The 22,711-nt window shown below is 58.9% G+C and carries 26 protein-coding genes and 1 pseudogene; 8 read left to right on the forward strand and 19 right to left on the reverse strand.

The genetic code is table 11. The features are described from left to right. Positions 1–122: 122 nt before the first annotated feature. The gene (locus tag G359_RS03265; protein WP_045834972.1) at positions 123–326 is read right to left on the reverse strand and encodes a hypothetical protein; all 204 of its coding nucleotides are present in this window, start codon (positions 324–326) and stop codon (positions 123–125) included. A gap of 461 nt (positions 327–787) precedes the next feature. Here G359_RS03265 and G359_RS03270 point away from each other — a divergent pair, with 461 nt between their 5' ends. Next, positions 788–1,174 carry a hypothetical protein gene (locus G359_RS03270; protein ID WP_052699164.1) on the forward strand — a complete coding sequence of 129 codons (387 nt, stop codon included), beginning with the start codon at positions 788–790 and terminating at the stop codon, positions 1,172–1,174. Positions 1,175–1,203: 29 nt separating this feature from the next. On the opposite strand, the gene G359_RS03275 is transcribed toward G359_RS03270, so the two are convergent. The 6 genes and pseudogenes from G359_RS03275 to G359_RS03295 form a co-directional block, all read right to left on the reverse strand. Next, complete coding sequence (locus G359_RS03275; protein ID WP_245280103.1) at positions 1,204–1,941, reverse strand: site-specific integrase; 738 nt, start codon at positions 1,939–1,941, stop codon at positions 1,204–1,206. A 27-nt stretch (positions 1,942–1,968) separates the two neighbouring features. Continuing rightward, a pseudogene (locus G359_RS20870) lies at positions 1,969–2,277 on the reverse strand (site-specific integrase); the annotation flags it as partial. Between the two features lie 2 nt (positions 2,278–2,279). After that, complete coding sequence (locus tag G359_RS19865; protein WP_045834973.1) at positions 2,280–2,897, reverse strand: hypothetical protein; 618 nt, start codon at positions 2,895–2,897, stop codon at positions 2,280–2,282. A 954-nt stretch (positions 2,898–3,851) separates the two neighbouring features. Then, positions 3,852–5,306, reverse strand: a complete 1,455-nt coding sequence (locus tag G359_RS03285) for a hypothetical protein (RefSeq protein WP_197077522.1) — start codon at positions 5,304–5,306, stop codon at positions 3,852–3,854. Between the two features lie 1,115 nt (positions 5,307–6,421). Further along, positions 6,422–6,886, reverse strand: a complete 465-nt coding sequence (locus tag G359_RS03290) for a nuclear transport factor 2 family protein (protein ID WP_045834975.1) — start codon at positions 6,884–6,886, stop codon at positions 6,422–6,424. 84 nt (positions 6,887–6,970) lie between these two features. After that, positions 6,971–7,450 (reverse strand): alpha/beta hydrolase fold domain-containing protein, encoded by a 480-nt coding sequence (locus G359_RS03295; protein ID WP_082072775.1) that lies wholly within the window; start codon positions 7,448–7,450, stop codon positions 6,971–6,973. 16 nt (positions 7,451–7,466) lie between these two features. On the opposite strand from G359_RS03295, the gene G359_RS03300 reads away from it, so the two are divergent. Then, positions 7,467–7,697, forward strand: coding sequence for a hypothetical protein (locus G359_RS03300; protein ID WP_197077523.1), 231 nt, complete (start codon positions 7,467–7,469; stop codon positions 7,695–7,697). A gap of 76 nt (positions 7,698–7,773) precedes the next feature. Continuing rightward, entirely contained in the window at positions 7,774–8,952 is a 1,179-nt protein-coding gene (locus G359_RS03305; RefSeq protein WP_197077524.1) for a Nickel transporter NicT, read from the forward strand. Positions 8,953–9,246: 294 nt separating this feature from the next. On the opposite strand, the gene G359_RS03310 is transcribed toward G359_RS03305, so the two are convergent. The 7 genes from G359_RS03310 to G359_RS03340 form a co-directional block, all read right to left on the reverse strand. After that, a complete protein-coding gene (locus G359_RS03310) occupies positions 9,247–9,759 on the reverse strand; it encodes a c-type cytochrome (RefSeq protein ID WP_245279913.1) in 513 nt (170 codons plus the stop codon). Between the two features lie 295 nt (positions 9,760–10,054). After that, positions 10,055–10,234: a hypothetical protein gene (locus G359_RS03315; RefSeq protein ID WP_245280104.1), complete on the reverse strand. Its 180-nt coding sequence runs from the start codon at positions 10,232–10,234 to the stop codon at positions 10,055–10,057. Positions 10,235–10,324: 90 nt separating this feature from the next. Continuing rightward, positions 10,325–12,622 carry a heavy metal translocating P-type ATPase gene (locus G359_RS03320; protein WP_245279914.1) on the reverse strand — a complete coding sequence of 766 codons (2,298 nt, stop codon included), beginning with the start codon at positions 12,620–12,622 and terminating at the stop codon, positions 10,325–10,327. A 40-nt stretch (positions 12,623–12,662) separates the two neighbouring features. Beyond that, a complete protein-coding gene (locus G359_RS03325; protein WP_045837589.1) occupies positions 12,663–13,364 on the reverse strand; it encodes a VIT1/CCC1 transporter family protein in 702 nt (233 codons plus the stop codon). A gap of 44 nt (positions 13,365–13,408) precedes the next feature. Continuing rightward, on the reverse strand, positions 13,409–13,972 hold the full coding sequence (locus tag G359_RS03330; protein ID WP_045837590.1) for a cytochrome b/b6 domain-containing protein: 564 nt from the start codon (positions 13,970–13,972) through the stop codon (positions 13,409–13,411). A gap of 5 nt (positions 13,973–13,977) precedes the next feature. Further along, a complete protein-coding gene (locus G359_RS03335; protein ID WP_045834980.1) occupies positions 13,978–14,274 on the reverse strand; it encodes a PepSY domain-containing protein in 297 nt (98 codons plus the stop codon). A 121-nt stretch (positions 14,275–14,395) separates the two neighbouring features. Further along, positions 14,396–14,668: a PepSY domain-containing protein gene (locus G359_RS03340; protein ID WP_045834981.1), complete on the reverse strand. Its 273-nt coding sequence runs from the start codon at positions 14,666–14,668 to the stop codon at positions 14,396–14,398. Positions 14,669–14,829: 161 nt separating this feature from the next. Here G359_RS03340 and G359_RS03345 point away from each other — a divergent pair, with 161 nt between their 5' ends. From G359_RS03345 to G359_RS03355, 3 genes are read left to right on the forward strand one after another with little or no spacing between them, the layout of a single operon-like run. Further along, positions 14,830–15,168 (forward strand): PepSY domain-containing protein, encoded by a 339-nt coding sequence (locus tag G359_RS03345; RefSeq protein WP_052699165.1) that lies wholly within the window; start codon positions 14,830–14,832, stop codon positions 15,166–15,168. Next, entirely contained in the window at positions 15,168–15,833 is a 666-nt protein-coding gene (locus G359_RS03350) for a response regulator transcription factor (RefSeq protein WP_045837592.1), read from the forward strand. The genes G359_RS03345 and G359_RS03350 overlap by 1 nt, the downstream gene beginning before the upstream one ends. Further along, positions 15,830–17,164, forward strand: a complete 1,335-nt coding sequence (locus G359_RS03355; protein ID WP_045834982.1) for a sensor histidine kinase — start codon at positions 15,830–15,832, stop codon at positions 17,162–17,164. The genes G359_RS03350 and G359_RS03355 overlap by 4 nt, the downstream gene beginning before the upstream one ends. A gap of 112 nt (positions 17,165–17,276) precedes the next feature. On the opposite strand, the gene G359_RS03360 is transcribed toward G359_RS03355, so the two are convergent. From G359_RS03360 to G359_RS03380, 5 genes are read right to left on the reverse strand one after another with little or no spacing between them, the layout of a single operon-like run. Then, positions 17,277–18,065, reverse strand: coding sequence for a sulfite exporter TauE/SafE family protein (locus tag G359_RS03360; RefSeq protein ID WP_197077525.1), 789 nt, complete (start codon positions 18,063–18,065; stop codon positions 17,277–17,279). Continuing rightward, on the reverse strand, positions 18,062–19,729 hold the full coding sequence (locus G359_RS03365) for a bifunctional protein tyrosine phosphatase family protein/NAD(P)/FAD-dependent oxidoreductase (protein ID WP_045834984.1): 1,668 nt from the start codon (positions 19,727–19,729) through the stop codon (positions 18,062–18,064). Before G359_RS03365 ends, G359_RS03360 begins: the two co-directional genes overlap by 4 nt. After that, positions 19,730–20,176, reverse strand: a complete 447-nt coding sequence (locus G359_RS03370; protein ID WP_045837593.1) for a DUF6691 family protein — start codon at positions 20,174–20,176, stop codon at positions 19,730–19,732. Next, positions 20,176–20,610 carry a YeeE/YedE family protein gene (locus G359_RS03375; protein WP_156150652.1) on the reverse strand — a complete coding sequence of 145 codons (435 nt, stop codon included), beginning with the start codon at positions 20,608–20,610 and terminating at the stop codon, positions 20,176–20,178. The genes G359_RS03370 and G359_RS03375 overlap by 1 nt, the downstream gene beginning before the upstream one ends. Then, positions 20,610–21,530, reverse strand: coding sequence for an MBL fold metallo-hydrolase (locus G359_RS03380; RefSeq protein ID WP_045834986.1), 921 nt, complete (start codon positions 21,528–21,530; stop codon positions 20,610–20,612). Before G359_RS03380 ends, G359_RS03375 begins: the two co-directional genes overlap by 1 nt. Positions 21,531–21,614: 84 nt before the next feature. On the opposite strand from G359_RS03380, the gene G359_RS03385 reads away from it, so the two are divergent. Both G359_RS03385 and G359_RS03390 read left to right on the forward strand, forming a co-directional pair. Continuing rightward, the gene (locus G359_RS03385; protein ID WP_045837594.1) at positions 21,615–22,253 is read left to right on the forward strand and encodes a peroxiredoxin; all 639 of its coding nucleotides are present in this window, start codon (positions 21,615–21,617) and stop codon (positions 22,251–22,253) included. After that, the gene (locus G359_RS03390; protein ID WP_045834987.1) at positions 22,250–22,660 is read left to right on the forward strand and encodes an ArsR/SmtB family transcription factor; all 411 of its coding nucleotides are present in this window, start codon (positions 22,250–22,252) and stop codon (positions 22,658–22,660) included. The genes G359_RS03385 and G359_RS03390 overlap by 4 nt, the downstream gene beginning before the upstream one ends. Positions 22,661–22,711 lie beyond the last annotated feature (51 nt).

Here is a 22,711-nt window from a genome sequence, read left to right on the forward strand (position 1 = left end):
GACGATCCCGGAGAGCCCTCGACAATGCACTGCCCGGTACCCGCGCTTGAGTGTGGCAGTGCCGAGCACCTTCCACGTGGCGGACCGGAGCTTGACCAATGATCCGGGTAAAGGAGTGGAGTTCACATTTCACCTGCGCGTCCGACAGCGCGGGGGGCGGGCTGATCTTCCTGCGTGATCTCGATATTCCAGTCGCGTACTTCGCCTGCCGATATCCCCCTTTCGCGGGCGGCGCAGGCGACCCGGTAAAACACGAAGTCCTTAAGGCGCGCGTCGGTGAGCCGAACACCTGTCGCACGTTGAAAGCCAAACCTGGCGAACGTCATCCCCCCTCCTGACAAGACCGCCCCCGAGATCAGTTTTTCAGGAAAGCGAGGGAATGTCTAATTTTGTATCACCACGGGTCCCCCGCATATGCACAGGCGTGAGCGAGTTCAGGGCCACAACCGGAAGGAGCGCCGCTTTAGGAGTGAGCTGCTACGGTGTTATCCGCGTCGACTTGCCTTTAGGTCATGCAAGGGCGCTCTCGGGTTGTTCAGGCCCGTATTCCAGAGCTGAGAAGAACGGGAGCCGAGTTTGAGCCGCAGCAGCTGACAACTATCATCCATGGCGATGATTGATGGTGAGCTGTTGGCGGCTACGGGCTCAACCTCGGGGGATAAACATTCAGGCCGCTGCTTTCGATTATTCAAGCCGGAAGAAAAACCGGCTATGAGCCTTTTTAAGTAAGGGAGAAGCCCTCCCTTTCGACGTCACGAGCTTTTGGCGTTGGACTTTTTCGGATTTTGTGAGCAACACCGCACGCGGCATTCTGGCCGAGTACATCGTGGCACGAGCTGTCGGCATCGGCAATCCTGGCATTCGGCCGGAGTGGGCCTCCTTCGACATCACCACGCCGGAAGGGATCAAGAACGAGGTCAAGTCCGCGGCGTACATTCAGTCCTGGCAGCAAAACGATTATTTCAAGATTTCATTTTCGGTCGCTAAGAAGCGAGAGTGGGACGCGCAGACGGGCCTGAGGGTCGAGCCTACCCGTCACGCCGACGTTTACGTGATGGCCCTTCTACATCACAAGGATCAGGCAACTCTCAATCCCCTAGCGCGGCCTCCGTGCATGTACCGCGGGCAGGGGAATTTCCTGTCTCTCATCCCTAAGCAACCGCATTCATCGTGAAGTGCGGTTGAGTCGCTGCCGTTTCTTCTTCAGAAAATGTCCGTGCAATTGCGGCAACTGCCTCCCTTTGCTCCCGGGTCACAGGGCTTGATCAGGAGGTCGGCCGCCGCATTCTGCGCAAACAGCCCACTAGTCCGAATATAGCGCGCCACGCCCTGGTCAGTTACATGGCGTGTCTGCATTCGGATTTTCCAGAGAGGCGCGCCCGCGACAGCCGCGGTTGTCGCAAAGCCAGCTCGTAACGAATGGCCCGAGTAGCCCGTTGGGTCTATTCCGGCGGCAGCCAACCGCTGCTTGATGATAAGCGAGACGGCTTCGCCTGAGAGGCGCTTGTCCGAGAGGGAGCCACCTCTGTTAATCGGCCGGAAGAGGGGACCGGTCACGATTGCCGATCTTCCGAGCCATAGGTTCAGTGCCGTGACGGGGCAATGCTGGGAATGGCCGTGCGGGATACCGAGCTGACGTCCTTCGTTGAGCCGATCGGTCTTTGAACGCCGCAACGTCACAACGAGGCCCTCAGACACGGCCGCAAGATCGCGAACATCGAGCCCAACCAACTCGGATCGTCGAAGGGCTCCGGCAAATCCCAACGTCAGGAGTGCACGGTCTCGGCAATCAGCAAGCGACGAGCCCATCACGTCGAGCACCTTGGAGAGGTCGTCTCGGACAAGCGGCTTGGCGACCGCGTCGCCCCGAAAACCGAGTCTGCTCCTGCGGATGCCGCGCATCGTCGCCTTGACCAGCTCAGACGAGGTCGGGTCGGGCAACGAGCGAGCGCGGTGGGATTTGGAGATCGCGGCGAGATAACGGGCTAGCGTGGAGGGAGCGTGGGATTGAGCATGTGTAGCAACGAACGCGGCGACGAGTTGAGGAGATGTTGGAATGCGCCCGCCCCATTGAGTAAATCTCTCAAGGTCTGATGCGTAGGCACGCAGGGTGTTAGGTGCGAGGCTATTGCGGACGAAGGCGCTGACGAGTCCGGAGATGCCTGTGCAATTAATTTCACATTTTTGGAGGTCGCCAGGCGTTAAATCATCAGGAGAACACTTCGAGCATTTTGTGCAATTAATTGCACAATCATTGGTCGGAGGCGTTTCGGCCATCTTTATGCGCCCTCCAGGTAGCGGACGAGCACGTCTTCGCGGATGTCATTCAGATGCTCGATGTGGCTCTCGAATGCCGAGAGAAGAGGAGCAACGTGCTCCAACGGCACCCCTGCGCGAGCGAAGTCGGCCTCTACGCCGAGCTGTTCAAGTTCGCCTTTGAGTGGCCAATCGAGGCTGACCGCGCAGCAGTCTGCGTCAGCATAAAAAGCTCCAAGATACGCAGCCTCGGTGTGCCGGTTGTTCCGGATGGACTCCCGTATAACTTGCCGAATTGCTCCGTTTTCGCGCGCAAAACGCTGAATGGCGGCCCGCCCGGCGCGAGTATGGAAATCGAGAGTCCAGAGCGGCAGTCCACAGACAGTCCTTGCGGGTGGAAGGTGGCGGTGCACAGTTCCAGGCTCAGGCCCGGATCGAGCCTCCAGCCAGAGAAGCGAGAGGAGCGCGCAGAACGGTTCTCGTGTCCGAGACGCCGCCTCAGCGACGACCTCGATCAACTCTCGCGGTGTGCCGAGGTTGTTGAAGATCGTCAGTAACGAGCGAAGATCGGCGCAGTTGTTCTTGCGACCAGTCGCGATGCCCGAGGCGAACCAAGTTGCGACCGCTCTTTCGTAGAACAACCTGGAGGGGTCCAAGACCCAACTAAGACGCTCCTGAGGTGGAAGTGCTCGGACCTGATGGCGTATCGCCTCAAGTGCGGGATGATAGCAGATGGCTGATGCAAGCAGATCAGTAGCCCTGCTCTTCGGAGCGGAGGCCAATCTGCGCGCTACAAACCGTGCCGCGTCTTCTTCACTTCCCAGCTTTCGTCGAAGGGCTCGTTCGCTACAAATCGCACTGACTTCGATCAGTGCCTCAGGACAGGCAACGCCGATGTCCTCGATCGCAATTACCAAGAACCGACGCCAGATTGATGATCTTCTTAGACGGAAGAGCGCAGTCGAGGCGTACTCAGCGAGCTGTACCTCGCCACGCCTTATTGATTTCTGCAATAAGCTCGAAAGTAGCCAGCCGTCATTGATAGTCAGGAGTTCGGAGCTCAGGCTGCTGTCTACGTCGTTCTCAGAACCTACCCTGTTGGGATTATTCATTCGTCGTTCCATATACGCAGTTGGATCGACGTAAAACGATAACTTGAGATCGACATAAGGCAAAGGAATTGCGAGATATTTACTTTCTTGTTTGAGTCCGTAGCTGAGCTACGGAGAAGCGAAACTCGCTCGAAATAGTTTGTCCCTCTGGCTGGCCAATCGGGCCATCTGGGCCATCCCATTGGACACGCAAGCTCGGCAGTCCGTGCAATTAATTTCACAACGCCGACGGCATTTCGGACGAACTACGAGGGCATCGTTCGCCCTCGGCATCTGGTAAGGGCGAGAGACATATCAGCGGCCAACCGGTTTAGGTATCGTCTACGGTGCAAGCCCCGTCGCGAGTGCCGTTGCCAGGGACCTCTGCGAGTCAAAAGGAGGGTGCCTTAGCTCTGCTTTTCATCATCGGCGCAATCCCCTGAGCGGCTGCAAGGCTTCATCACGTGACCACGCGGTGTGAGGGAAGCATCCTGGAAAGGTGACTCATAACAGTTCGGCGAGTTCGCCTCGCGAAGCCGGCTGGACGTCCCGCGCATTTGAAAGTCTTTCAGTGTACTTCTCAATCTCAAGAGGCTTGGCGCGGAACCAGTCGGGGTCGACCTCAGCGTAGTCGGCACGCTGTTGTTCAGTCAGGTGCTCCAACTGGACGTCGTATTTAATTTGGTCCCATCGAAGCTTCAGTTGTCCCAAGACTGCTTGGCGGGTAATTGAGCATGGGGCAATTTCTAGGATTTCAGCCACGGTCTGCAAACATTCATCGTAGGTGTCCAGCGGGGCTACTCCACCTCGGTCAGCCACGGTCTGCTCGTAGGCCCGCTTGCGTAAGTCTTTCGGGTCGGGAGATTGCACTGCCGGGCGTGCAATTAATTTCACGACCTTCTCTGCTTCAGCAGCAGCGCGAGCACGTTCACTGCGGCATGGAGAGGGTAGGCGAAGCTCTTCTCGCTCTTCAGCAGTAGTGTGGTCGAGGTAGAAGCGGGCGGCGATGTCCGGATACCGAGCGAGAAACTCCAGTCGGGGTTCCAACGGTGTGGTCCTGAGACCTGCTGCGTTCTCAACTTTTCTTGCGAAGCCGACCCAGTGGCGTACGGCGAACCTGATAACGGCCGCAGTATCGCTTAACGGTGTTCGCTCTCTGATAGCCTTCAGCATGCCTCGATCCTTGCCATTGATCGACGGCACGAACGGCGCACGGGAACCATTTCGTTCGAAGTAGGCGTCAAGCTCGTGGAACCACGTGTCCTCGAGTTCCACCAGATTGGAGAGACCTTTCTGATCCGGTTTGGAAGGTGCACTCGGCAGCTTCCTTCCGGCAATCTGATCAGCATCTGTCCATCCTCGTTCCTTCCGTTTCCGAATGACAGCTGAACTTCTGCCATGTTTCTTCATGAGATCGGAGGTGGTGTATTTTTTCCCCGTCTTGGGATCGATGAAGATGTTGGTGTCGCTCTTGTTGTTGTTCTGGGTCTTCTTGTCGGCCCAGCGGACTAAGCTAGGCCCGTAGGTCTTGTTGTCGTTATCGATGCGATCAACGGTGAAACCTTTCTTAGGACGCGGCCCAAGCTCTCGCAGGAAGCATCTGAAATCGCGGAACTCCTCAGCTACGGAGCAGAGGCCATCCCTCTCCCGACGAAATATTCCACGCCAACTCGTATGTTCGGCCCAGTACAACTTGCGCAGTTCAGCGTCTGAGAGAGAGGAGCAGTCCACGGTGAGCTTCTCTTTTCTCTTCCGGTATGAGCGTGACGCCGCGAAAGCAGAGGTCTGTGTTGTCGCGCTGTCGCTCGAGGTGTTGGAAATGTCAGCATTTAAGGGCGGTTTATGGTTTTGCGCCGTAATGGAAGGAGCTGCGTCTACCGTCCCGGCATGTGACGCAGACGTCACGCCGGATGTCACGCTCGCGGGAGAGTTGAGTCCAATTGTGTGTGGGTCGCACATGATCCGTACTCGTCATAAGTGTTGACGGACGTATCGGATCGAAATAGAAAAAGGTTGTGATGACCCTTTTTCCTTCGAGCCTTGCCCGTCCGAAGGTTTCAGCCGCTCCAGCCTCACGCTGGGGCGGTTTTTATTTTCAGCGCCATGATCGTCCGTTGTCATCAATCTGCTTGGACGGTGGTTCGTCCGTGGCCCGGGTGCTGACCGACCCAGTTCCTATTTCGCCGTTCAAGAAATCGATAAGAACGCGATTTTCGCTACCCACGTTCTGCTCGTAGGCCCTCACAAGCGCTCGCGCCTTTGCGCCCGAGATCACGAAGCTACGGAGACCACTATGGTCGTGGACTTGAAGCACCCATTGGCTACGGAGGCGACGGATAGCGGCGTAGACTGGTCTTGTACCGGGCCGCTTGCAGCATTGGAGACTGACGACGTTTGTCATGCGCGCCACTCCGCAATGAAGTCATCCAAGACGCGCGCTCGTCCACGCGAATTTTGCTGGAGGGCTAGGCAACTCTGAAGCACCTCGGCACGGCGCTTCGAGACCTCAGCCACAAAGACCCGCCCAGGCCATACAAGAGTTACCGTTGCGCGGGACCGGCGAACGTTGAAGAAGACGTCAATAGTCACCGGCCTATTCATCCCCGCCTCCCGCAGAAACGTGGATGGTGAATTCACCAAAATCGCTTGAGGGAACTAGCTGGGATGGCAAGAATTCAATGGGGGATGATGATTGCTGCGAGCCCCCGCAACCACTTATTCTTGCGACTTCGTTTGATTCTAGCGGAACTCAGCTCTTACTTTCATCTGACGCGTGAGAGCCGCTTTGCCGAGAAAGCGGACGTCCGGTCGTTCGAAGCCCCCGTTGTTCGGATTGGCCTCGATAGCGTCCGCGACGCACTCGAAAGCAGACAACCGTCAGATGACGCTACGGGCCAAAAGCGGATATAGTTCGTCATCGCAATTGACATCTGTCCTTCCCTTTAAAGCAGGTGTGACCGGGTCGGCGCGGACAACGCCCGTCGATCGCGCCCCAGTGATGGCGATCTCGATCGCCAACCGAGCGTGCCCATCAAGTTCAAAATCGGTCAAATCACTTCTCGCGTCCCGTGAAGCTAGAAGCCAAAATGACTGAGAGCAGGATGGTCGTCCGGTCGGCGGCCAAGCGGCCAGTGAAACTTGCGATCGGCTTCCGCAATAGGCTGTTCGTTTATGCTGCAGTGGCGCGCGCGCATGAGCCCATCCTCGCCGAACTCCCAGTTCTCGTTACCGTACGCCCGGAACCAGTGGCTGCTGTCGTCGTGATATTCATAGGCGTAACGCACGGCGATGCGGTTGCCCGCAAACGTCCACAACTCCTTGATGAGCCTATAGTCCAGTTCCCGGTTCCATTTGCGCGTGAGAAATGCCTTCACCTCCGCGCGACCGTTCAAGAGCTCGGCTCGATTTCTCCAGCGTGTATCGACAGAGTACGCCAGCGCGACCTTTGCAGGATCCCGGCTGTCCCAACCATCTTCGGCGAGGCGCACCTTCTCGATTGCAGTCTGTTCGTTAAACGGCGGCAGGGGTGGGCGGGACATGAAGTTTTCCTTTCGGTGAAGGGTGGTGACGTCAAGCGCAGTTTTGGGGCGCGGGGCCTACTTCCGCGCCCCAGCCACACGGCCCTACTGACCGGTATGGCTCTGAGCGATATGCTCGCTGATGCCGTCAGCGACCTGACGGATCATCGCTTTCGTCGTTGGCATGTCCGCGAGAGCGTTGAGAACCCCGAAGTCATGGATGGTGCCGTTGTAGCGAGTGAAGACGACGGGCACGCCGGCGTCTTGAAGGCGGTGCCCGTAGGCCTCCCCCTCGTCGCGCAGTACATCGTTTTCACCGGTGATCACGAGAGCGGGCGGAAGGTCGCGCAAGTGATCGAGACTGGCACGCAGCGGTGAAACATAGGGGTTTTCACGCTCGGCCGCTGTTGGTGCGGAGAGGTCCCAGCCGTACTTCATGAAGGAACGACTGAGAAATCGGTCGTTCGCAAATTTCACATATGAACAGGTGTCGACGCTGGCGTCGGTGGCGGGCCACAGTAGCACCTGATAGCTAATCTTCGGCCCCTTGCGGTCCTTGGCCATCAGCGTCAGCGCGGCGATCATATCGCCGCCGACCGAATTGCCGACAACGGCGGTTGCGCATCGGTTCTTTCCGAATATTCTTCCCTATACGGTCGGCACCCCGGCAGCGTTTGGATTTGCCGAATGGAACGGCCGATCACTAACGGACAACGCACCGAATGTGATGTTCACGATTGCCGCAAATACCCCAGTCCGTCTTGAGATCGGCAAAGAAACGGTGACCTCGAAGCCATCGAATAAATTCCCGTACGTTCCGGCTGCCAATTGAGTTCTCTCGCGGCACCGTCGGCGACGAAACCCGTCCCGGCGCCGACGATGCCTCTGAGCGATATCGCGCTCTCAATTTGCTCAGATCAGATTTCCAATCGGGAGAGCATCATGTCCACGTCCGGCGGTTCTCGGTCGTCTTCGACCGTCTCGAGGCTTCAATCTTGGGGGCCGACGCTGCGTGGCAAAGCTTGATCGCGAAGTTCGTCTTCATCGGAGCGCTGCATGTCATTGGCTGGTTCACGCTGATCGCCATCGTTGCTCCGCAACACTTGAGCGTCGGTAGCAAGGTCTTTGGCGTTGGCATCGGTGTGACCGCTTATATGCTCGGCGTCCGACATGCTTTCGACGCTGACCACATCGCCGCGATCGACAACACTACGCGAAAGCTCATGCGTGACGGGGAACGTCCATTATCTGTCGGATTTTGGTTTTCTCTTGGTCACTCAAATGTCGTTTTAGCGCTGACTGTGCTTCTCGCCTCGGGAGTCCATGCGCTCGCGGGAGCGGTGTCAGATGAGGGATCTTCGCTCCACAACTTCGCTGGCCTGATTGGAACGATCGTCTCGGGCGGATTTCTTTACCTGATTGCGGCGCTTAATCTGGTTGTCCTGATCGACATCTGGAAGGTGTTTCATCGCATGCGCAGCGGCCATTACGATGAGGCCGCGCTCGAGAAGCAGCTGGACAACCGCGGTGCGATAAACCGCCTTCTCCAACCTGTCGTCAGGTTCGTTACGAAGCCGTGGCAGATGTATTTCGTGGGATTGCTGTTCGGGCTGGGCTTCGATACGGCAAGCGAGATTGCGTTGCTCGTTTTGACGAGCTCGAGCGTTAGCTCCGGTTTGCCTTGGTACGCGATCCTTTGTCTGCCGGTGCTCTTTGCCGCCGGCATGTCGCTCATGGACACCATCGACGGATCGTTCATGAACGTCGCCTACGGTTGGGCCTTCTCCAAGCCGGTGCGAAAAATATATTACAACCTCGTCATAACGGGACTTTCTGTCGCCGCCGCACTCATCATCGGCACGATCGAGATTCTAGAGTTGCTCGGCGACAAGCTCGGCCTAAAGGGTGTATTCTGGGATTGGGTTTCGGAAATTGATCTCAACTGTGTCGGCTTCGTTATTGTTGGGCTCTTTGTTGCGATGTGGATTGTTGCGCTGGCGATCTGGAAATACGGCCGCATCGAAGAGAGATGGAACGTCGCTCTTGAAAGCTCGGCCGTGGAAGGCAAAACAATTGAAGCGCGGTAGTAGTAAGTAGAAACTCCTCAGGCAAACACCATTCGACGTTTGCGTCGGGTTCTGTACCGTCGCTAATCATAAAGGGGCAACGCATCCGGCTCGTTGGATTGGTCGATTGGCTCACCCTGCATGGCATCGGTGTTACGCCAATCAGGCAGCTGGGCCGCGATAGTCTCTGGCCTGGCGGCCGGAGAGACCGTCGTTATCCAAGCAATAGCGTGCGGTCCGGCGTAAGAGTTAGAGCAGGCTCAGCAAAGTGTTGGCTAATGGACTGCACCGCGTGAGCATACTTGCCGTCGCGCGTTAAGGCGCTTGGTGCTTCTCCAAATAGGAGACAAGGTCTTCGATGACCTGGTCGGCGCCTTCTGGGGTCGCGTCGCCTCGGAAATATTTCTCCCAGGCGAGCAAGTGCATGGTGCCGTGGCCCGTAATGCCGCCGTCTCGAATGACGGCTTCGACCCGGGCTCGTGGGAACATCCCGCCATTGCGTTTTGCAATCTCGGTGAGGTCAGGAGCCGCTTTCTTCAGCGCGTCTGCAAACATGCCAGGGCCGGTGCCGATTCCATGGCATAAGGAGCAGTAGGCCATGTAGGTTGCTTCACCCGCACTTGCAGGATTAGCAGAACGATCGCCACCGTGCTCTAAATCGGCGGCTTGCTTTGCAATCCCCAATGCATCATCCGTTGCGTCTCTCGCCTTGTCTAACACCTCTTCTGTCGCCCGCTTGGCATGCTCCAAAGCTTCGCTCGATACCTGCTTTGCTTTGTCGATCGATGAACCGATGTGAGGCTTGGCTTTTTCTAGTGCTTCTTTCACGGCCCGCCGCGCCCTCTCGATCGCATCGACCGCAGCTTCCTTTGCGGAATCGATGGCCGACTTCGTCGACTCCGCGGCATCGTCGATTGCCCGATCGACTTTAGCGCCAGATTCTTTCGCTGTGGGTTGGCCGTTGGAAGTTGCGCTCGGCGTGGGCGAAGCTTGCTCGGCATTTGCCGCGGCAGCGAACATAGCGGTGAATGCTATTCCCCAAAAAATTGGACGTTTCATGGAACCAGCCTCTTTGCTTTGATCAGCGCTTCGCCAACTTCATGGCGCGGCAATCGCCAACGTCTCATTGACGCACATCAATGACTTCAAACGGCTGCCGAATCGGTTTCCGGCATGCCGCAGTTCCAGGCCAGGACAACACCGAGGCGAGGACTCCGAACACCATCAGACCCGGAAAAAGACTCCAGATCATGAGAGCTTTGGAAAAAAGAGGCTCGTCCCGCCTGCGAGGCGGACGTCTCATCACATTGTCTTCCTCAACTTCGGCCTCGAAAACCAACGAACAGACAGGATCGATGACCACGAGCGGCAGAGCATGCGCCCTCGTCAGGCGCTAGCCCGCCGCTGCTTGCTCGTAGATGTCGTCCTCCTGCGCATTGTGCATACGGACTAGGGATTCTATTGATTCAATCACACGCTGAGCATCCCGGATCAGATATTTGTCGACCGCCTCGGTCTTTAGCCCGTTCGACAATCTCGAAAGCAACCGCGACAAATGAAGAATTTCGCGGTGCGCGCGACTCATCGCGACAAGCCCAGGAGCGTCATGGAGGATCTTGGCAATGCGCGGATAAACGTTGCTCTCATCGTCGCGTTCGTGTTCGACGATGTTCCGGGCAATCAGTTCGTTGGCCTCGATGATCAGCGGAACCGCGCAATCAGCAGATGCTTCGTCGAGCGCATCCGCAATTTCCCTCAGACGATCGAGGCACGCCTGAAGATCGGTGTGACCCTGCCGAAGAGCACGACTGGCAGCCGTCTGGAGTCGCTGCTGACCAAATCTCCATCCCGGAGTCAGCGCACGCAGTGCATTGAGTATGACCGCGACATCGATTGCCTCCTGTGTAAGTGCGCCCTCCACCGGCGTTAAATATCCGAACGCCGCGGCGATCATCGCCACGCCCGACATGCCCATGCCCGCGGCGATGCTCTGAATAGCGATGCGGCGCGTTCGTCGAGCAATCGCAACAGCATCGGAAACCCGATCAAGCTGATCAACGAGAATAACGACGTCAGCAGCCTCTGAGGACGCGCTGGCTCCACGAGCTCCCAACGCAATGCCGACATCGGCGGCCGCAAGAGCAGGCGCATCATTGATGCCATCGCCCACCATGATCGTCGGATGAAGCCGCTGTTCGACGACGACAGCCTCAACTTTGTCAGAAGGAACCCGTTCAGCAAGCACGGCATCAAGGTCTAGAGCTGCGGCAATCGTATCCGCCGACTCGGCGCGATCGCCGGTGACCATCATGATACGTTCGACGCCAGCGGCGCGCAGATTTTGCACAGCCCTAGGCGTCTCGCGCCGCAGTTCGTCAGCCAAGAGAATGGCCCCGATTGTTGTGCCATCCACTGACACAAACACGCTCAGCGCGGATCGCCACGATGCCCGGCGAAGCGCGCGCACCGCCCAAGGTGGCGGCCGCCCCTGACCGTACACTAAGTCAAACGAACCCACGCGCACGTCGCGACCGTCGACCAAGCCCTGCAGGCCAGATCCCATCGTCTCTTTGACCTCGGCTGGCTGAGAAAGCAACAGGCCGCGCGCGCGCGCCGTCGTAACGATCGCCGCCGCGACGACGTGATGAGAGGCTTGTTCGAGAGAGCCTGCCAGCCGCAATATTTCGTCTGCCGACTGCTGCGGCGCAGTTTCGATCGCAACAAGTCTTGCGCCGCCAACGGTCAGTGTGCCGGTCTTGTCGAACATTACGGTATGAGTTCGCGCCAGAGCTTCGATCGCGGCGCCGCCTTTGACGAGGATGCCACGGCGAGCGGCTCGGGAGATACCGGCGATGAAGGCGACCGGCGCCGCCAGGATCAGTGGACAAGGGGTTGATGCCACGAGAACGGCTAGACCACGGATAGGATCACCCGACCACAGCCAGGCTGCCGTCGCCAACGCTAGCGTCACCGGCAGCAGCAGCAATGCATAGCGATCCGCAAGCCGGATGAACGGTGTCTTCGCCGTCTGCGCAGCGGTTACGAGTTTGATGATGCCAGCGTACGTGCTTTCACTGGCGCTCGCTGTCGCGCGCATTTCAAACGTTTCACCCGCGTTAATAGTCCCGCTATGAACGGGATCGCCTTTCGGACGCGTCACGGGAATGGGCTCACCCGTCAACGCCGCCTCGTCGAGCGTTGCCGACGCGGCGAGGATGACGCCATCAATGGGAATGACTTCGCCTGCGCGCACCAATACGGTATCGCCGACGGCGACGTCTTCGATCGCGACGTCTTCCAACGAGTCTCCGCGGCGCCGGTGGGCGATGCGGGGCGCGCGGTCGGTCAGAGACTTGAGATCGCGTTCGGCGCGCGCGACGGCAAAGTCCTCCAGCAGATTGCCGCCCGCATACATCACCGCCACAACGACACCGGCAAGCGGCTGACCGAGCAGGAGCGCCGCCGACATTGAGACGAACGCAACGGCATCGACACCCATACGGCCGGCCATGAGGTCGCGAACCATGGACACGAACAGCCCGATGACGACCGGCACCGTCCCGGCCGCCCAAAGCCATCTCGCGGGAATGACATGGCCCGTCGCGTAAAGCAGGCCGCCGAATGCCAACCCGATCAGTGCGATTGCAATAAGTGCACGCCGCTGCAGTCGTTCGTTAAGGGCAATGGGCACAGTTAAGCCTCGTAAATCCGAAACAACTGTCGACATGCTCCTAAACGACCGTCCCGAAAAGCTTCCCGATCCCGGCCGTTAAAGCCATCGCCAGCGCTCCCCAGAACGTGACGCGGGCCGTCGCCTTCACGATATCCGCACCACCGGCCTTAGCGCCGACGGCCCCAAGGAGGGCGAGGAAACCTAGAGAGGCGACAGAGACAATAGGCACGAGCTTGTCCGAGGGGGAAATCACAACCATCAACAACGGCATCGAAGCACCGACGGCAAACGTTGCCGCCGAGGTCAGCGCAGCTTGCACGGGACGCGCCGTGCTGATCTCAGAAATTCCAAGCTCGTCACGAGCGTGCGCTCCCAACGCGTCTTTGGCCATCAGCTGGTCGGCAACTTTCACGGCTAGTTCGTGCTCGACGCCGCGTTTGACATAGATTTGGGCCAGCTCCTCCCTCTCGAAGTCGATGTTATCGCTAAGCTCCTGGCGCTCGCGCGCGAGATCCGCTTGCTCGGTGTCCGACTGCGAACTTACTGAGACGTATTCTCCGGCCGCCATCGACATTGCGCCCGCAACCAGCCCCGCGACGCCGGCGACGAGAATATCGCTGGGCTTGGCTGAAGCAGCCGCCACGCCGACGATGAGGCTCGCCGTCGAGACAATGCCGTCGTTGGCGCCGAGCACGGCGGCGCGCAGCCACCCGATCCGATCGACCAGGTGGCTTTCGGGGTGGATGTGGAGTCTGCTCATTTTTGGTCTCTTTCGTTTGTGCTCGTAGGAACCGTCAGAACGCATCAAGGCGAGCGCTTTCGCCCCGTGATCATAGCCTTCACGAGATTCTCACCGTGCTCAAGGCTCGCCAGGATAACTCCAAGAACGTGCAACGCCACAAGACCAAGCGTGATGTTGGCAAGGGCTTCGTGAACCTCCTCCATTGGCTTAGAACCCCAGAAGGCATCGGTTGTCATCAGGTATCCGGTGATCGACAGCCCGATGAGCATGACGATCAGCAGCACGATCATTGCGCCGCCTGCGGGATTGTGGCCGACATATCTTGGCGCTTCCAGCCGCGTACTCTGTTTGAGATACTGGAAGATAGTGCTCGGCCCTTTCACGAAATCTGAAAAACGGGCGTGCCGAGACCCGATGAACCCCCAAAGGATTCTCAACCCGACAAGCGCCGCGATGGCGTATCCGGCCCACAAGTGCATCCACTCGATCTCATCCCCCGTCAGGAAGGCGATGGCAAATAGGAGGACGAGGCTCCAATGGAACACGCGGATGAAAGGATCCCAGACCTTCACAGTGGCCGGCGGAGAAATACCGCCGGCCTCCCGCAGACTGTCAGAGTGACTCATGTATCTCACCCATTGCTCTTCTGGTTCTTCCAGTTCGTGCCGACAGGATTGCCCGTTGCGGGATCGATGAAGAATTCGATGCGCGTACCCTGCTCCTTGTCGCGAGCGTAAACCTCAGCACATGTTCCCTTCATCTTGGACTTGGCAACCTCGTAGCCATGGTCTTTGACCAGTTTCTCAATTGCCTCGATGGTCATCCACTTCTCTTTGGGCTCGGTGGTGCACGATTTGCCATAGCTTTCCGCCATAGCATTCGATGCTAAACCGACAAGCAGTGCGGTGGTGATAAGTACCGTTTTCATTTTAGCTTCCTTCGTAAGTTGTTGGAATTGTTCAGCCAAACATCAGGCGCCAACGATCCGGATTTTGCAGCGTTCGCGATGATGGCGTCCTGATGCTTGGTGTCAGCGTCTCGTCAGGTGCCTAATCGTCAATCTCGACGACGTTCCCGGTCGCAGGATCGAGATGAAGCTCGGTCTCCTTGCCGTCCTTGCCCTTGACATCGGCTTCCGCGCAGCCGTCCTCGATTTCAATTTTTGAGACCGTGAACCCTTGTTCGGTGAGCTTGGTCTTGAGCTTCTCGGTAGACAGCCATTGCTCCTTTGGGGCACGTGTGCAGCCTTCGTCGTCCTTGGCGTAGGCGGCAGAGCCGACGGCCAGCGCTGGCAAGAGTGCTGCAAGAAATAGGGTGCGCATGGTTCTCTCCTCAGAGTTTTTGTGGCACCGGACAATTCGGCGCCATGAGTGCACTCTGCAGGAATTGAAGTGAGTTAACGCTGACGGCTGATGTCAGCATCCCGTCATCTTGCGGCTTATAACCTGCCCGGCCCTGGGATTTTTGCGCGAGATCAATACCGATGACCCTGCATGCCATTAAAATTTTTATGGTTGTTCTCATGGTGCTCGGTGCGGCGACACGTGTGATGGGAGACGACGACCACGAGCGCGAGAGTGAGACCGACCGAAGCGAGCGCGAGACCGTGCGAGCAGCCGTCGAACGGGGTGAGCTGAAGCCGCTTTCCGTGGTGCTGCAGGCTGTGCAGTCGAAACTTCCAGGCGAGGTCGTCGGGATTGAGATAGAGCGCGAACAAGGAGTTTGGATATACGAGTTTCGTGTCGCTGGCGAGAAGGGCCGCCTGTTCGACGTCTATGTTGATGCTGCGACCGCTCAAATCCTCAAGACCAAGGAGAAATGATGCGGGTGCTGGTTGTTGAAGATGACGCTCGGATCGCAGCAGACGTGTGCAAGGCGCTGCGGGCTGCCGGTTACGTCACCGAGACGGCGTCCGATGGCGAGAATGCCTGGTTTCTCGGAGACACCGAGGATTACGATGCCGTCGTTCTTGATCTCGGGCTTCCGCATATGGACGGCTTGACGGTACTCAAGAAATGGCGGGAGGCTAAACGTAACTTGCCAGTGATCGCGCTCACCGCTCGCGGGAGCTGGATGGAACGGGTCGAAGGCATCGATGCTGGAGCCGACGACTACTTGCCGAAGCCGTTTCGCATGGAGGAGCTCGTCGCGCGCTTGCGCGCTCTGGTCCGGCGGTCCGCGGGGCATGGGTCTCCGCTCCTCACTGTCGGCGACCTATCTCTTGATGAGCGGCAAATGCGGGTAAGCTTGGCAGGCGTTCCAGTTGATCTCGCACCGCTGGAATATCGAGCCATTGCCTACCTCATGCACAATCAGGGACGCGTGGTCTCGCAAGCAGAATTGAGCGAGCACATTCACGGGGCGGAAGATGCTTATGATTCGAATGCGATCGAAGCCCTGATCGCTCGTGTGAGGCGCAAGATTGACGGTGATGTGATCAAGACCCGGCGCGGCTTCGGCTACATCATCGCTGAGCCAGGTTCATGACTGCCGGATCGCTACAGCTTCGCCTTATCGCTGGAGGGGCAGCGGCTATTATCGTGGCGCTGATTGTTGCCGGCATCGGATTGGCGCTGCTTTTCGAGCGCCATGTCACACGATCCCTCACCAACGATCTTGAAGTCGATTTGCGCCAGGCGATCGGGTCCTTGGAAATCGACGCTGGCGGCCAGCCTTTGCTGAAACGCGAGCCATCCAACCCGCGTTTTTCGGAGCCGCTGTCTGGCCTCTATTGGCAAATCAGTACTGCCGCTGGCGGGATGACGAGATCGCGGTCGCTATGGGATTCCAAGCTGCCGCTTCCCCATGATGCCCTTGCTCCCGGTGACGTTCACTATCATCGCGTAATTGGCCCCAGGAACGCCGACTTGATCGCTGTCGAGCGCACCGTCGTCGTGAGCATGAATAATACTCCGACTCCCGTGCGGCTCATATTTGCGGCCGATACGGCAGGTATTGCCGAGGCGCGTCGCGCGTTTGTCAGCGATCTCGTCCCGGCGCTCGCATTGCTCGGCCTTGTTCTCGGTGCAGCAACCTGGATTCAGATCGGCTTGGGTCTCAAGCCCTTGGAGCGCCTGCGCGACCGGATTGCTGCCGTGCGCCAAGGCCGGTCAGCGCAATTGGAAGGACCGGTTCCAAGTGAGATTGAACCATTGGTCGACGAGATCAACGGTTTGCTCACTGCGCGGACGCTCGAAGTCGAGCGCGCGCGCGGACGCGCTGCTGATCTGGCACACGGCCTCAAGACCCCGCTCGCGGCGCTGGCCGCTGATGCGAGGGTTCTTCAGGAAAAAGGAGATCGCGAAGTCGCAGCCCGATTGATGGAAGTCAGTGAAGCGATGCGCCGGCACGTCGACCGCGAATTGGCCCGTGCTCGTATTCGCGGCTCCCGTGGCCTGGGCGGCATCAGTCCGACGCCCATCCGGCCCCTCGTCGAATCGCTGCTTTCGATCCAACGACGTTCCATCGACGGCAAATCGCTCTCATTTGAAACCGACTTTAGCGGCGAGCCGAGCGTTAGAATCGACAAGACTGACCTGGCAGAAGTGTTGGGCAACCTCATCGAGAACGCCGGCCGGCATGCACGATCTCGCGTTCGTATCGGATGCCGTGGCGACGGGATGATATACGTGGAAGATGATGGCCAGGGCATAGCAGAAGCTGACCGCGCCAATGCCATTGAACGCGGTAAGCGCCTCGACGAAAAGGGTGACGGCTCGGGCCTAGGTTTGGCCATCGTCCAAGAGGTGCTCGACGCCTACGGACGCAAACTGACGCTTGAGGCTTCAAATCTAGGCGGTCTCCGAGCCGTATTCTAACGCTTCGGCCTTCCGACTGCAGCCCAGAATTCAATGCGTTTGATGTTTCTGGAGTTCCGGCGGTGTGGTTCTTCCGCAAATAACGTTCCCACGACAGCAATGCTTCCTCTCGCTACAAACCGATCGCGGAAAGGCTTTTCCAGATCATGTATGCGGCGACGACGAAGATGAGCCCTGCGAATACGGTCGTGAGCAGGCCCCGCTCTTTGGCTAGGTGCCGGGCAACGTGGGTGCCGGCCCATCCTCCAGCGACGCCGCCTGCGATGAATAGGAGTGCGAGCGGCCAGTCGATGAGGCCGGAATAGGCATAATTTATCGCGGTCGTGAGCCCGAACGCGGTGACGGCAATCAGTGACGTGCCTACCGCATTCAGTATCGGCATCCCTGTCGAACCAACCAGGCCCGGAACAATGAGAAAGCCGCCGCCGATCCCGAAGAACCCCGAGAAGAGTCCGGTGCCAAGGCCGTAACTGAGAACCTTGGGAGCTTTGTCACGGTTGCATTCGGCGCCAGGGTTTCCAGGATTGCCACGCCCCTTGAGCATCAGGATACCGATGACCACCATGACCATCGCAAACAGAATGAGGAGCTTGTGGCCGTCGATCGCCTTGCCCATAGTCGAACCGAGCAGAGCGCCGATCACGCCGGAGGCCGCATACATTCCGCCGCAGCGCCATTTCACTGTGTGCGCGCGGGCATGGCCCATGAGGCCCGTCGCAGCATTGACGGCGACCGCGAAAGCGCTTGTTCCGATGGCAACGTGCGGGCTGGTGACGCCGACAAGATAGACCATCAGCGGCACGGCGAGTATGGACCCGCCGCCGCCGACAAGTGCAAGCGTGAAGCCGACCAGCGATCCCGATAGGGCGCCGAGGCAATATTGGAGAGGTTCCAACGTCACGCGCGGTTCTCGATGAGGTGCGGATGAACCATCCATTCGCGCCCCTTGAGCATGCCGCGCCAATAGATCGGCGGCAGCAGTCTCTCTTTGAGGAACCACGCGGTGCGGCTCGGGCGCGTGCCGTCGATCAGCCACGTCGGGAAGCTTGGAAGCAGCTTGCCGCCATAGCCAAATTCCGCGAGCACGATCTTGCCGCGTTCGACGGTAAGGGGACATGAGCCGTAGCCATTGTAATCTGCGGCCGGTTGTTTGCCCTCCAGCACCGCGAGCGCGTTGACGGCGACGACCGGCGCTTGCTTGCGTGCGGCGGCCGCCGTTTTCGCATTGCTCGTTCCGGCCGCATCGCCCAGAGCAAAGATGTTCTGATAGCGAACGTGCTGCAGCGTCGCCGGGTCGACTTCGATGAAGCCACCGGGGCCAGCAAGGGCGCTGCGGGCGACGAACTCGGGTGCCACTTGCGGCGGCACTGCATGGAGCAAGTCGAATGATCGCTCGATGCGTTCAACGGAGCCATCGGGGGCCTTGCGTTCGAGGGTGGCTATTTTTCTTTGGCCATCGACAGCCACCAGCTTTGATTCAAGGCGCAGGTCTATGCCGTATCGTTCGATGTAGCTTTTGAGCGCTGGCACATAGGCTGGAACACCGAAGAGAACCGCACCGGCGTTGTGAAACTCGACGTCGATATTCTGAAGCACGCCAGCGTCGCGCCAGATGTCGCAAGACAGGTACATCGCCTTCTGCGGCGCGCCTGCGCATTTGATCGGCATCGGCGGCTGCGTGAAGAGCGCGCGGCCGCGACGGAATTCGCTGACCAGCCGATAAGTGTAGGGCGCCAGATCATAACGATAGTTGGACGTCACGCCGTTGGAGCCGAGTGCTTCAGCAAGACCTGGGATGGCGTCCCAAGCGAGCTTGATGCCCGGAGCGGCGACCAGCACGTGGTAGCTCACGACGCGCCCATCGGCGAGCTGGACTTGGTTCTGTTCAGGCAGAAATCCGGTGACGGCCGCCTTAATCCACTCGACGCCTTCCGGAATGACGCTGGCTTCGCTGTGCCGCGTCTGCTCGGGCGAGAACACACCGGCGCCGACTAAGGTCCAGCCCGGCTGATAGTAATGAAGCTCGGAGGGCTCGACGACGGCGATGGAGATTTTTCGGTTGCGCTTGCGCAGGCTTGCCGCTGTAGAAATTCCAGCCGAGCCGCCGCCAACGATGAGAATGTCGTAGGTCATCGGGCGGGTCGCTTTCGTGCGTCGCTCTAGCGCTGGCCTGAGGGCGCTTAGGTCATATCCCGCCCGCTTCGCGGCTTCGATTGCGATTGCGGGATCGTTCGGGTCGGCATCGGCTAACGCCCATAGCGTCGCCGAACGCGTACCGCTTCGGCAGAATGCCAATATCGGGCGAGGGAGATGCGCAAGGGCATCCCGCATCGCGTCGGCATCATCGCTCGTGATCTTTCCCGGGACGACCGGCACATGCGCGAAGGCCATGCCGTTGCTGTCGGCAACGCGGGATATGTCCGACGCCGTGAGCTGTCCCGGTTCTTCGCCATCGGGCCGATTGGATACGATGGACCGGAAGCCCATTTTCGCGGCGTCGGCAATGTCTGCAGCCGTCAACTGCGGCGCCACTGAAAATGTCGGGCTGAGTGCCTTAAATAACATCTAAAAATCTCCTGTGCTATGCGCGAGCGAAGCTTCGCGTTGAAAAATGAGGCTGTGCAGGCCCATGCCCGCGGCCATGGCCAGCACGAAGAGCAGCGCCGGCATCGGCTGGACCGCGATGGCTGCTATGCCGGGGCCAGGGCAAATGCCGGCAAGCCCCCAGCCCGTTCCGAAAATCGCGGCACCACCAATTAATTTCCAATTGACGTGCTTCGTCGGAGGAAAATGAAAGTCATTCGATACAAGCGGCTTTCGGAGGCGCTTCGCTACCTGCCAAGCAACGGCCATCGGAAGCAGCGCGCCGCCCATGACGAATGCCAAGGTCGGATCCCAATTTCCGCCAACGTCGAGAAACGCGCGGACTCTCGCCGGATCGATCATCCCGGATATGGCGAGACCCATGCCGAAGAGCACGCCGCTAAGCAGCGCAATTGCGGTATCTTTCATCATATGGACAACCCGAGCAGCCGCATGGCCGTGACCGTGATCACGCCTGCGATCATGAAAGTGAGCGTCGCGAAAATCGAACGCACGGAAAGCCGGGAAAGTCCGCAAATACCATGTCCGCTCGTGCAGCCGGACCCGAGCCGGGTGCCAAAGCCGACGAGCACACCCGCGATGATCAGCGATAGCGATGTGGGGAAGACGACGTTCACACCCATGACGAATGCAACCAATCCGGCACCAATGGGCAAGCCGATGACGAAGGCCCACGCGAGCTGCCGCGGCGGGTCACCGGGCGATATGCCGAGTGCGCGTGCAAACAACCCGCTGACACCAGCGATGCGCCCGTTGCCGAGCAGCATGATTGCGGCGGCGAGGCCAATAAGAAGGCCGCCAATGAGGCCTTCTATCGGAGCAGCATGAGGGAAGCCGGGCATCAGAGCACATTCAGCGGGAGCTTAAGATAACGCGTCCCGTTCTCCTCGGCCTCGGGAAGGCGGCCGCCACGCATGTTGACCTGGACCGAAGGCAGGATGAGCTTGGGCATTGAGAGCGTCGCATCCCGGGTCGTCCGCATGGTGACGAAGTCGTCTTCGTTCACCCCTTCGTGGACGTGGATGTTGTGAGCTTTCTCGGCGCCGACCGTCGTTTCCCAGGCATATTCGTCCCGCCCAACGGCCTTGTAGTCGTGGCAGAGGAAAAGACGGGTCTCGTCCGGCAGCTTTAAGAGGCGGCGTATCGAGCGATAGAGCTCGCGTGCATCGCCGCCGGGGAAATCTGCGCGGGCGGTGCCATAATCGGGCATGAACAACGTGTCGCCCGTGAAGACTGCATCACCGATGACGTACGCCATATCGGCGGGCGTGTGCCCTGGTACGTGCAGCGTTATCGCCTCGATCTCTCCGATCTGGAAGCGATCACCATCGGCAAATAACCGATCGAACTCCGAACCGTCGCGCTCGAACTCGGTGCCGACGTTGAAGATTTTGCCGAATACGTTTTGGACACGAATGATCTCGCGTCCGATCGCCAGTTTGCCGCCGAGACCATTCTGCAGGTACGGCGCGGCCGAAAGGTGATCGGCGTGTGCGTGCGTCTCGAGCAGCCACTCGACCTGCAAGTCGTTGGCGCGGACATAGGCAACAATTTCGTCTGCCGACTTCGTGTCGGTACGGCCAGCCGCCTGATCGAAATCCAATACGCTGTCGATGATTGCCGCCGCACGGGTGGAAGGATCGTGCACGACGTAGCTCACCGTATTCGTCGGCTCGTCGAAGAAGGCCCGGATAGCGGGCTTCGCTCCAGATGCGCGTGATCTGCTGATTAAGGCATCAGCCTGATTGACAACGGGGTCCATGGGCTCTCACTCATTTAATTTCATAGTTTATGTAATTGTGTATTCTGCTTGCGTCAAGGGGGCTCGATGTGGCAAGGAGGCGCCATGGAAAACACAGGAACGATAGGTGATCGGCCTCTTCGCATTGGGGATTTGGCCCCAAATTTCCGTGCTCGTACGACGCACGGGGAGATGAGCCTCGATCAGTTTCGCGGAAAATGGGTGGTGTTCTTCTCGCACCCAGCCGACTTCACGCCGGTCTGCACCAGCGAATTCGTGGCCTTGGCCAAGGCGGCGCCGCGCTTCGCCGAGATGGACTGCGCCTTGCTCGGGTTGTCCGTTGACAGCCTGTTTTCTCACGTCGCGTGGCTGAACGCGATTAGGGAGCTATCGGGTGTCGAGATTCCGTTTCCTGTCGTCGAGGATCCCTCGATGGCGATCGGGCGCGCCTATGGGATGCTCGATGAAAACGCGGCGGATTCGTCCGCCGTTCGCGCAGCGTATTTCATCGATCCCAAAGGCGTCATCCGCGCTATGAACTGGTATCCGATGAGCGTCGGACGATCCGTCAAGGAGATGCTTCGCATGGTGGCGGCGCTCCGTCGCTCTTATACCGGAGAAGCGCTCACTCCCGCCGATTGGCAGCCCGGCGACGATATCCTTGTTCCGCCGGTCGTGCCCGAGGGCCGCTTGACGGCGGCTTTGCCGCGCGACTGGTTCCATCGTTTGAAGGCCGACAGATGAGTGCGCTTTTCCAGTCTCGCGAACTCGCGGATGCTGCGACCGAAAAAATTCGGGTCTTTGCGCAGCCTCAGCGTCTCATGATCCTTTCTTATCTCCTCGACGGCGAGCGCGGGGTGGCAGAAATCGAGAAAGCAACGGGCATTGGCCAGCCAACGCTCAGTCAGCAACTCGCAGAGCTTCGCCGTGCGGATCTCGTCGTCACGCGCCGCGAAGCCAAGCTGGTCTACTATCGCCTCGCGAGCGACAGCGTGGTGCTTTGCGTGCGTACGCTCGAAGCGATGTTCGGTCGTGATGAGATCGTCGGGCTGACAGAAGAACAGCCTCAGCCGAGCCGGCGCGCCGTCAAGCCTTCGGCTCAGACTGTGGAGCCTTCAACCGGAGCGGCGGCCTTCGCGAGGATTATTTAAGTGACTGCGCTTTGAGCCGATAAAGCTGAGAGGAACTACACCCCGCTTTGT

The sequence above is a fragment of the Hyphomicrobium sp. 99 genome (genome assembly GCF_000384335.2).
Taxonomy (GTDB): Bacteria; Pseudomonadota; Alphaproteobacteria; order Rhizobiales; family Hyphomicrobiaceae; genus Hyphomicrobium_B.

Coding starts and splice junctions, on each gene's coding strand:
- G359_RS03265 (WP_045834972.1), bottom strand. CDS start 326: ATGACGTTCGCCAGGTTTGGCTTTCAACGTGCGACAGGTGTTCGGCTC.
- G359_RS03285 (WP_197077522.1), bottom strand. CDS start 5,306: ATGTGCGACCCACACACAATTGGACTCAACTCTCCCGCGAGCGTGACA.
- G359_RS03290 (WP_045834975.1), bottom strand. CDS start 6,886: ATGTCCCGCCCACCCCTGCCGCCGTTTAACGAACAGACTGCAATCGAG.
- G359_RS03295 (WP_082072775.1), bottom strand. CDS start 7,450: ATGATCGCCGCGCTGACGCTGATGGCCAAGGACCGCAAGGGGCCGAAG.
- G359_RS03315 (WP_245280104.1), bottom strand. CDS start 10,234: ATGAGACGTCCGCCTCGCAGGCGGGACGAGCCTCTTTTTTCCAAAGCT.
- G359_RS03325 (WP_045837589.1), bottom strand. CDS start 13,364: ATGAGCAGACTCCACATCCACCCCGAAAGCCACCTGGTCGATCGGATC.
- G359_RS03330 (WP_045837590.1), bottom strand. CDS start 13,972: ATGAGTCACTCTGACAGTCTGCGGGAGGCCGGCGGTATTTCTCCGCCG.
- G359_RS03335 (WP_045834980.1), bottom strand. CDS start 14,274: ATGAAAACGGTACTTATCACCACCGCACTGCTTGTCGGTTTAGCATCG.
- G359_RS03340 (WP_045834981.1), bottom strand. CDS start 14,668: ATGCGCACCCTATTTCTTGCAGCACTCTTGCCAGCGCTGGCCGTCGGC.
- G359_RS03345 (WP_052699165.1), top strand. CDS start 14,830: ATGACCCTGCATGCCATTAAAATTTTTATGGTTGTTCTCATGGTGCTC.
- G359_RS03350 (WP_045837592.1), top strand. CDS start 15,168: ATGCGGGTGCTGGTTGTTGAAGATGACGCTCGGATCGCAGCAGACGTG.
- G359_RS03355 (WP_045834982.1), top strand. CDS start 15,830: ATGACTGCCGGATCGCTACAGCTTCGCCTTATCGCTGGAGGGGCAGCG.
- G359_RS03365 (WP_045834984.1), bottom strand. CDS start 19,729: ATGTTATTTAAGGCACTCAGCCCGACATTTTCAGTGGCGCCGCAGTTG.
- G359_RS03370 (WP_045837593.1), bottom strand. CDS start 20,176: ATGAAAGATACCGCAATTGCGCTGCTTAGCGGCGTGCTCTTCGGCATG.
- G359_RS03375 (WP_156150652.1), bottom strand. CDS start 20,610: ATGCCCGGCTTCCCTCATGCTGCTCCGATAGAAGGCCTCATTGGCGGC.
- G359_RS03380 (WP_045834986.1), bottom strand. CDS start 21,530: ATGGACCCCGTTGTCAATCAGGCTGATGCCTTAATCAGCAGATCACGC.
- G359_RS03385 (WP_045837594.1), top strand. CDS start 21,615: ATGGAAAACACAGGAACGATAGGTGATCGGCCTCTTCGCATTGGGGAT.
- G359_RS03390 (WP_045834987.1), top strand. CDS start 22,250: ATGAGTGCGCTTTTCCAGTCTCGCGAACTCGCGGATGCTGCGACCGAA.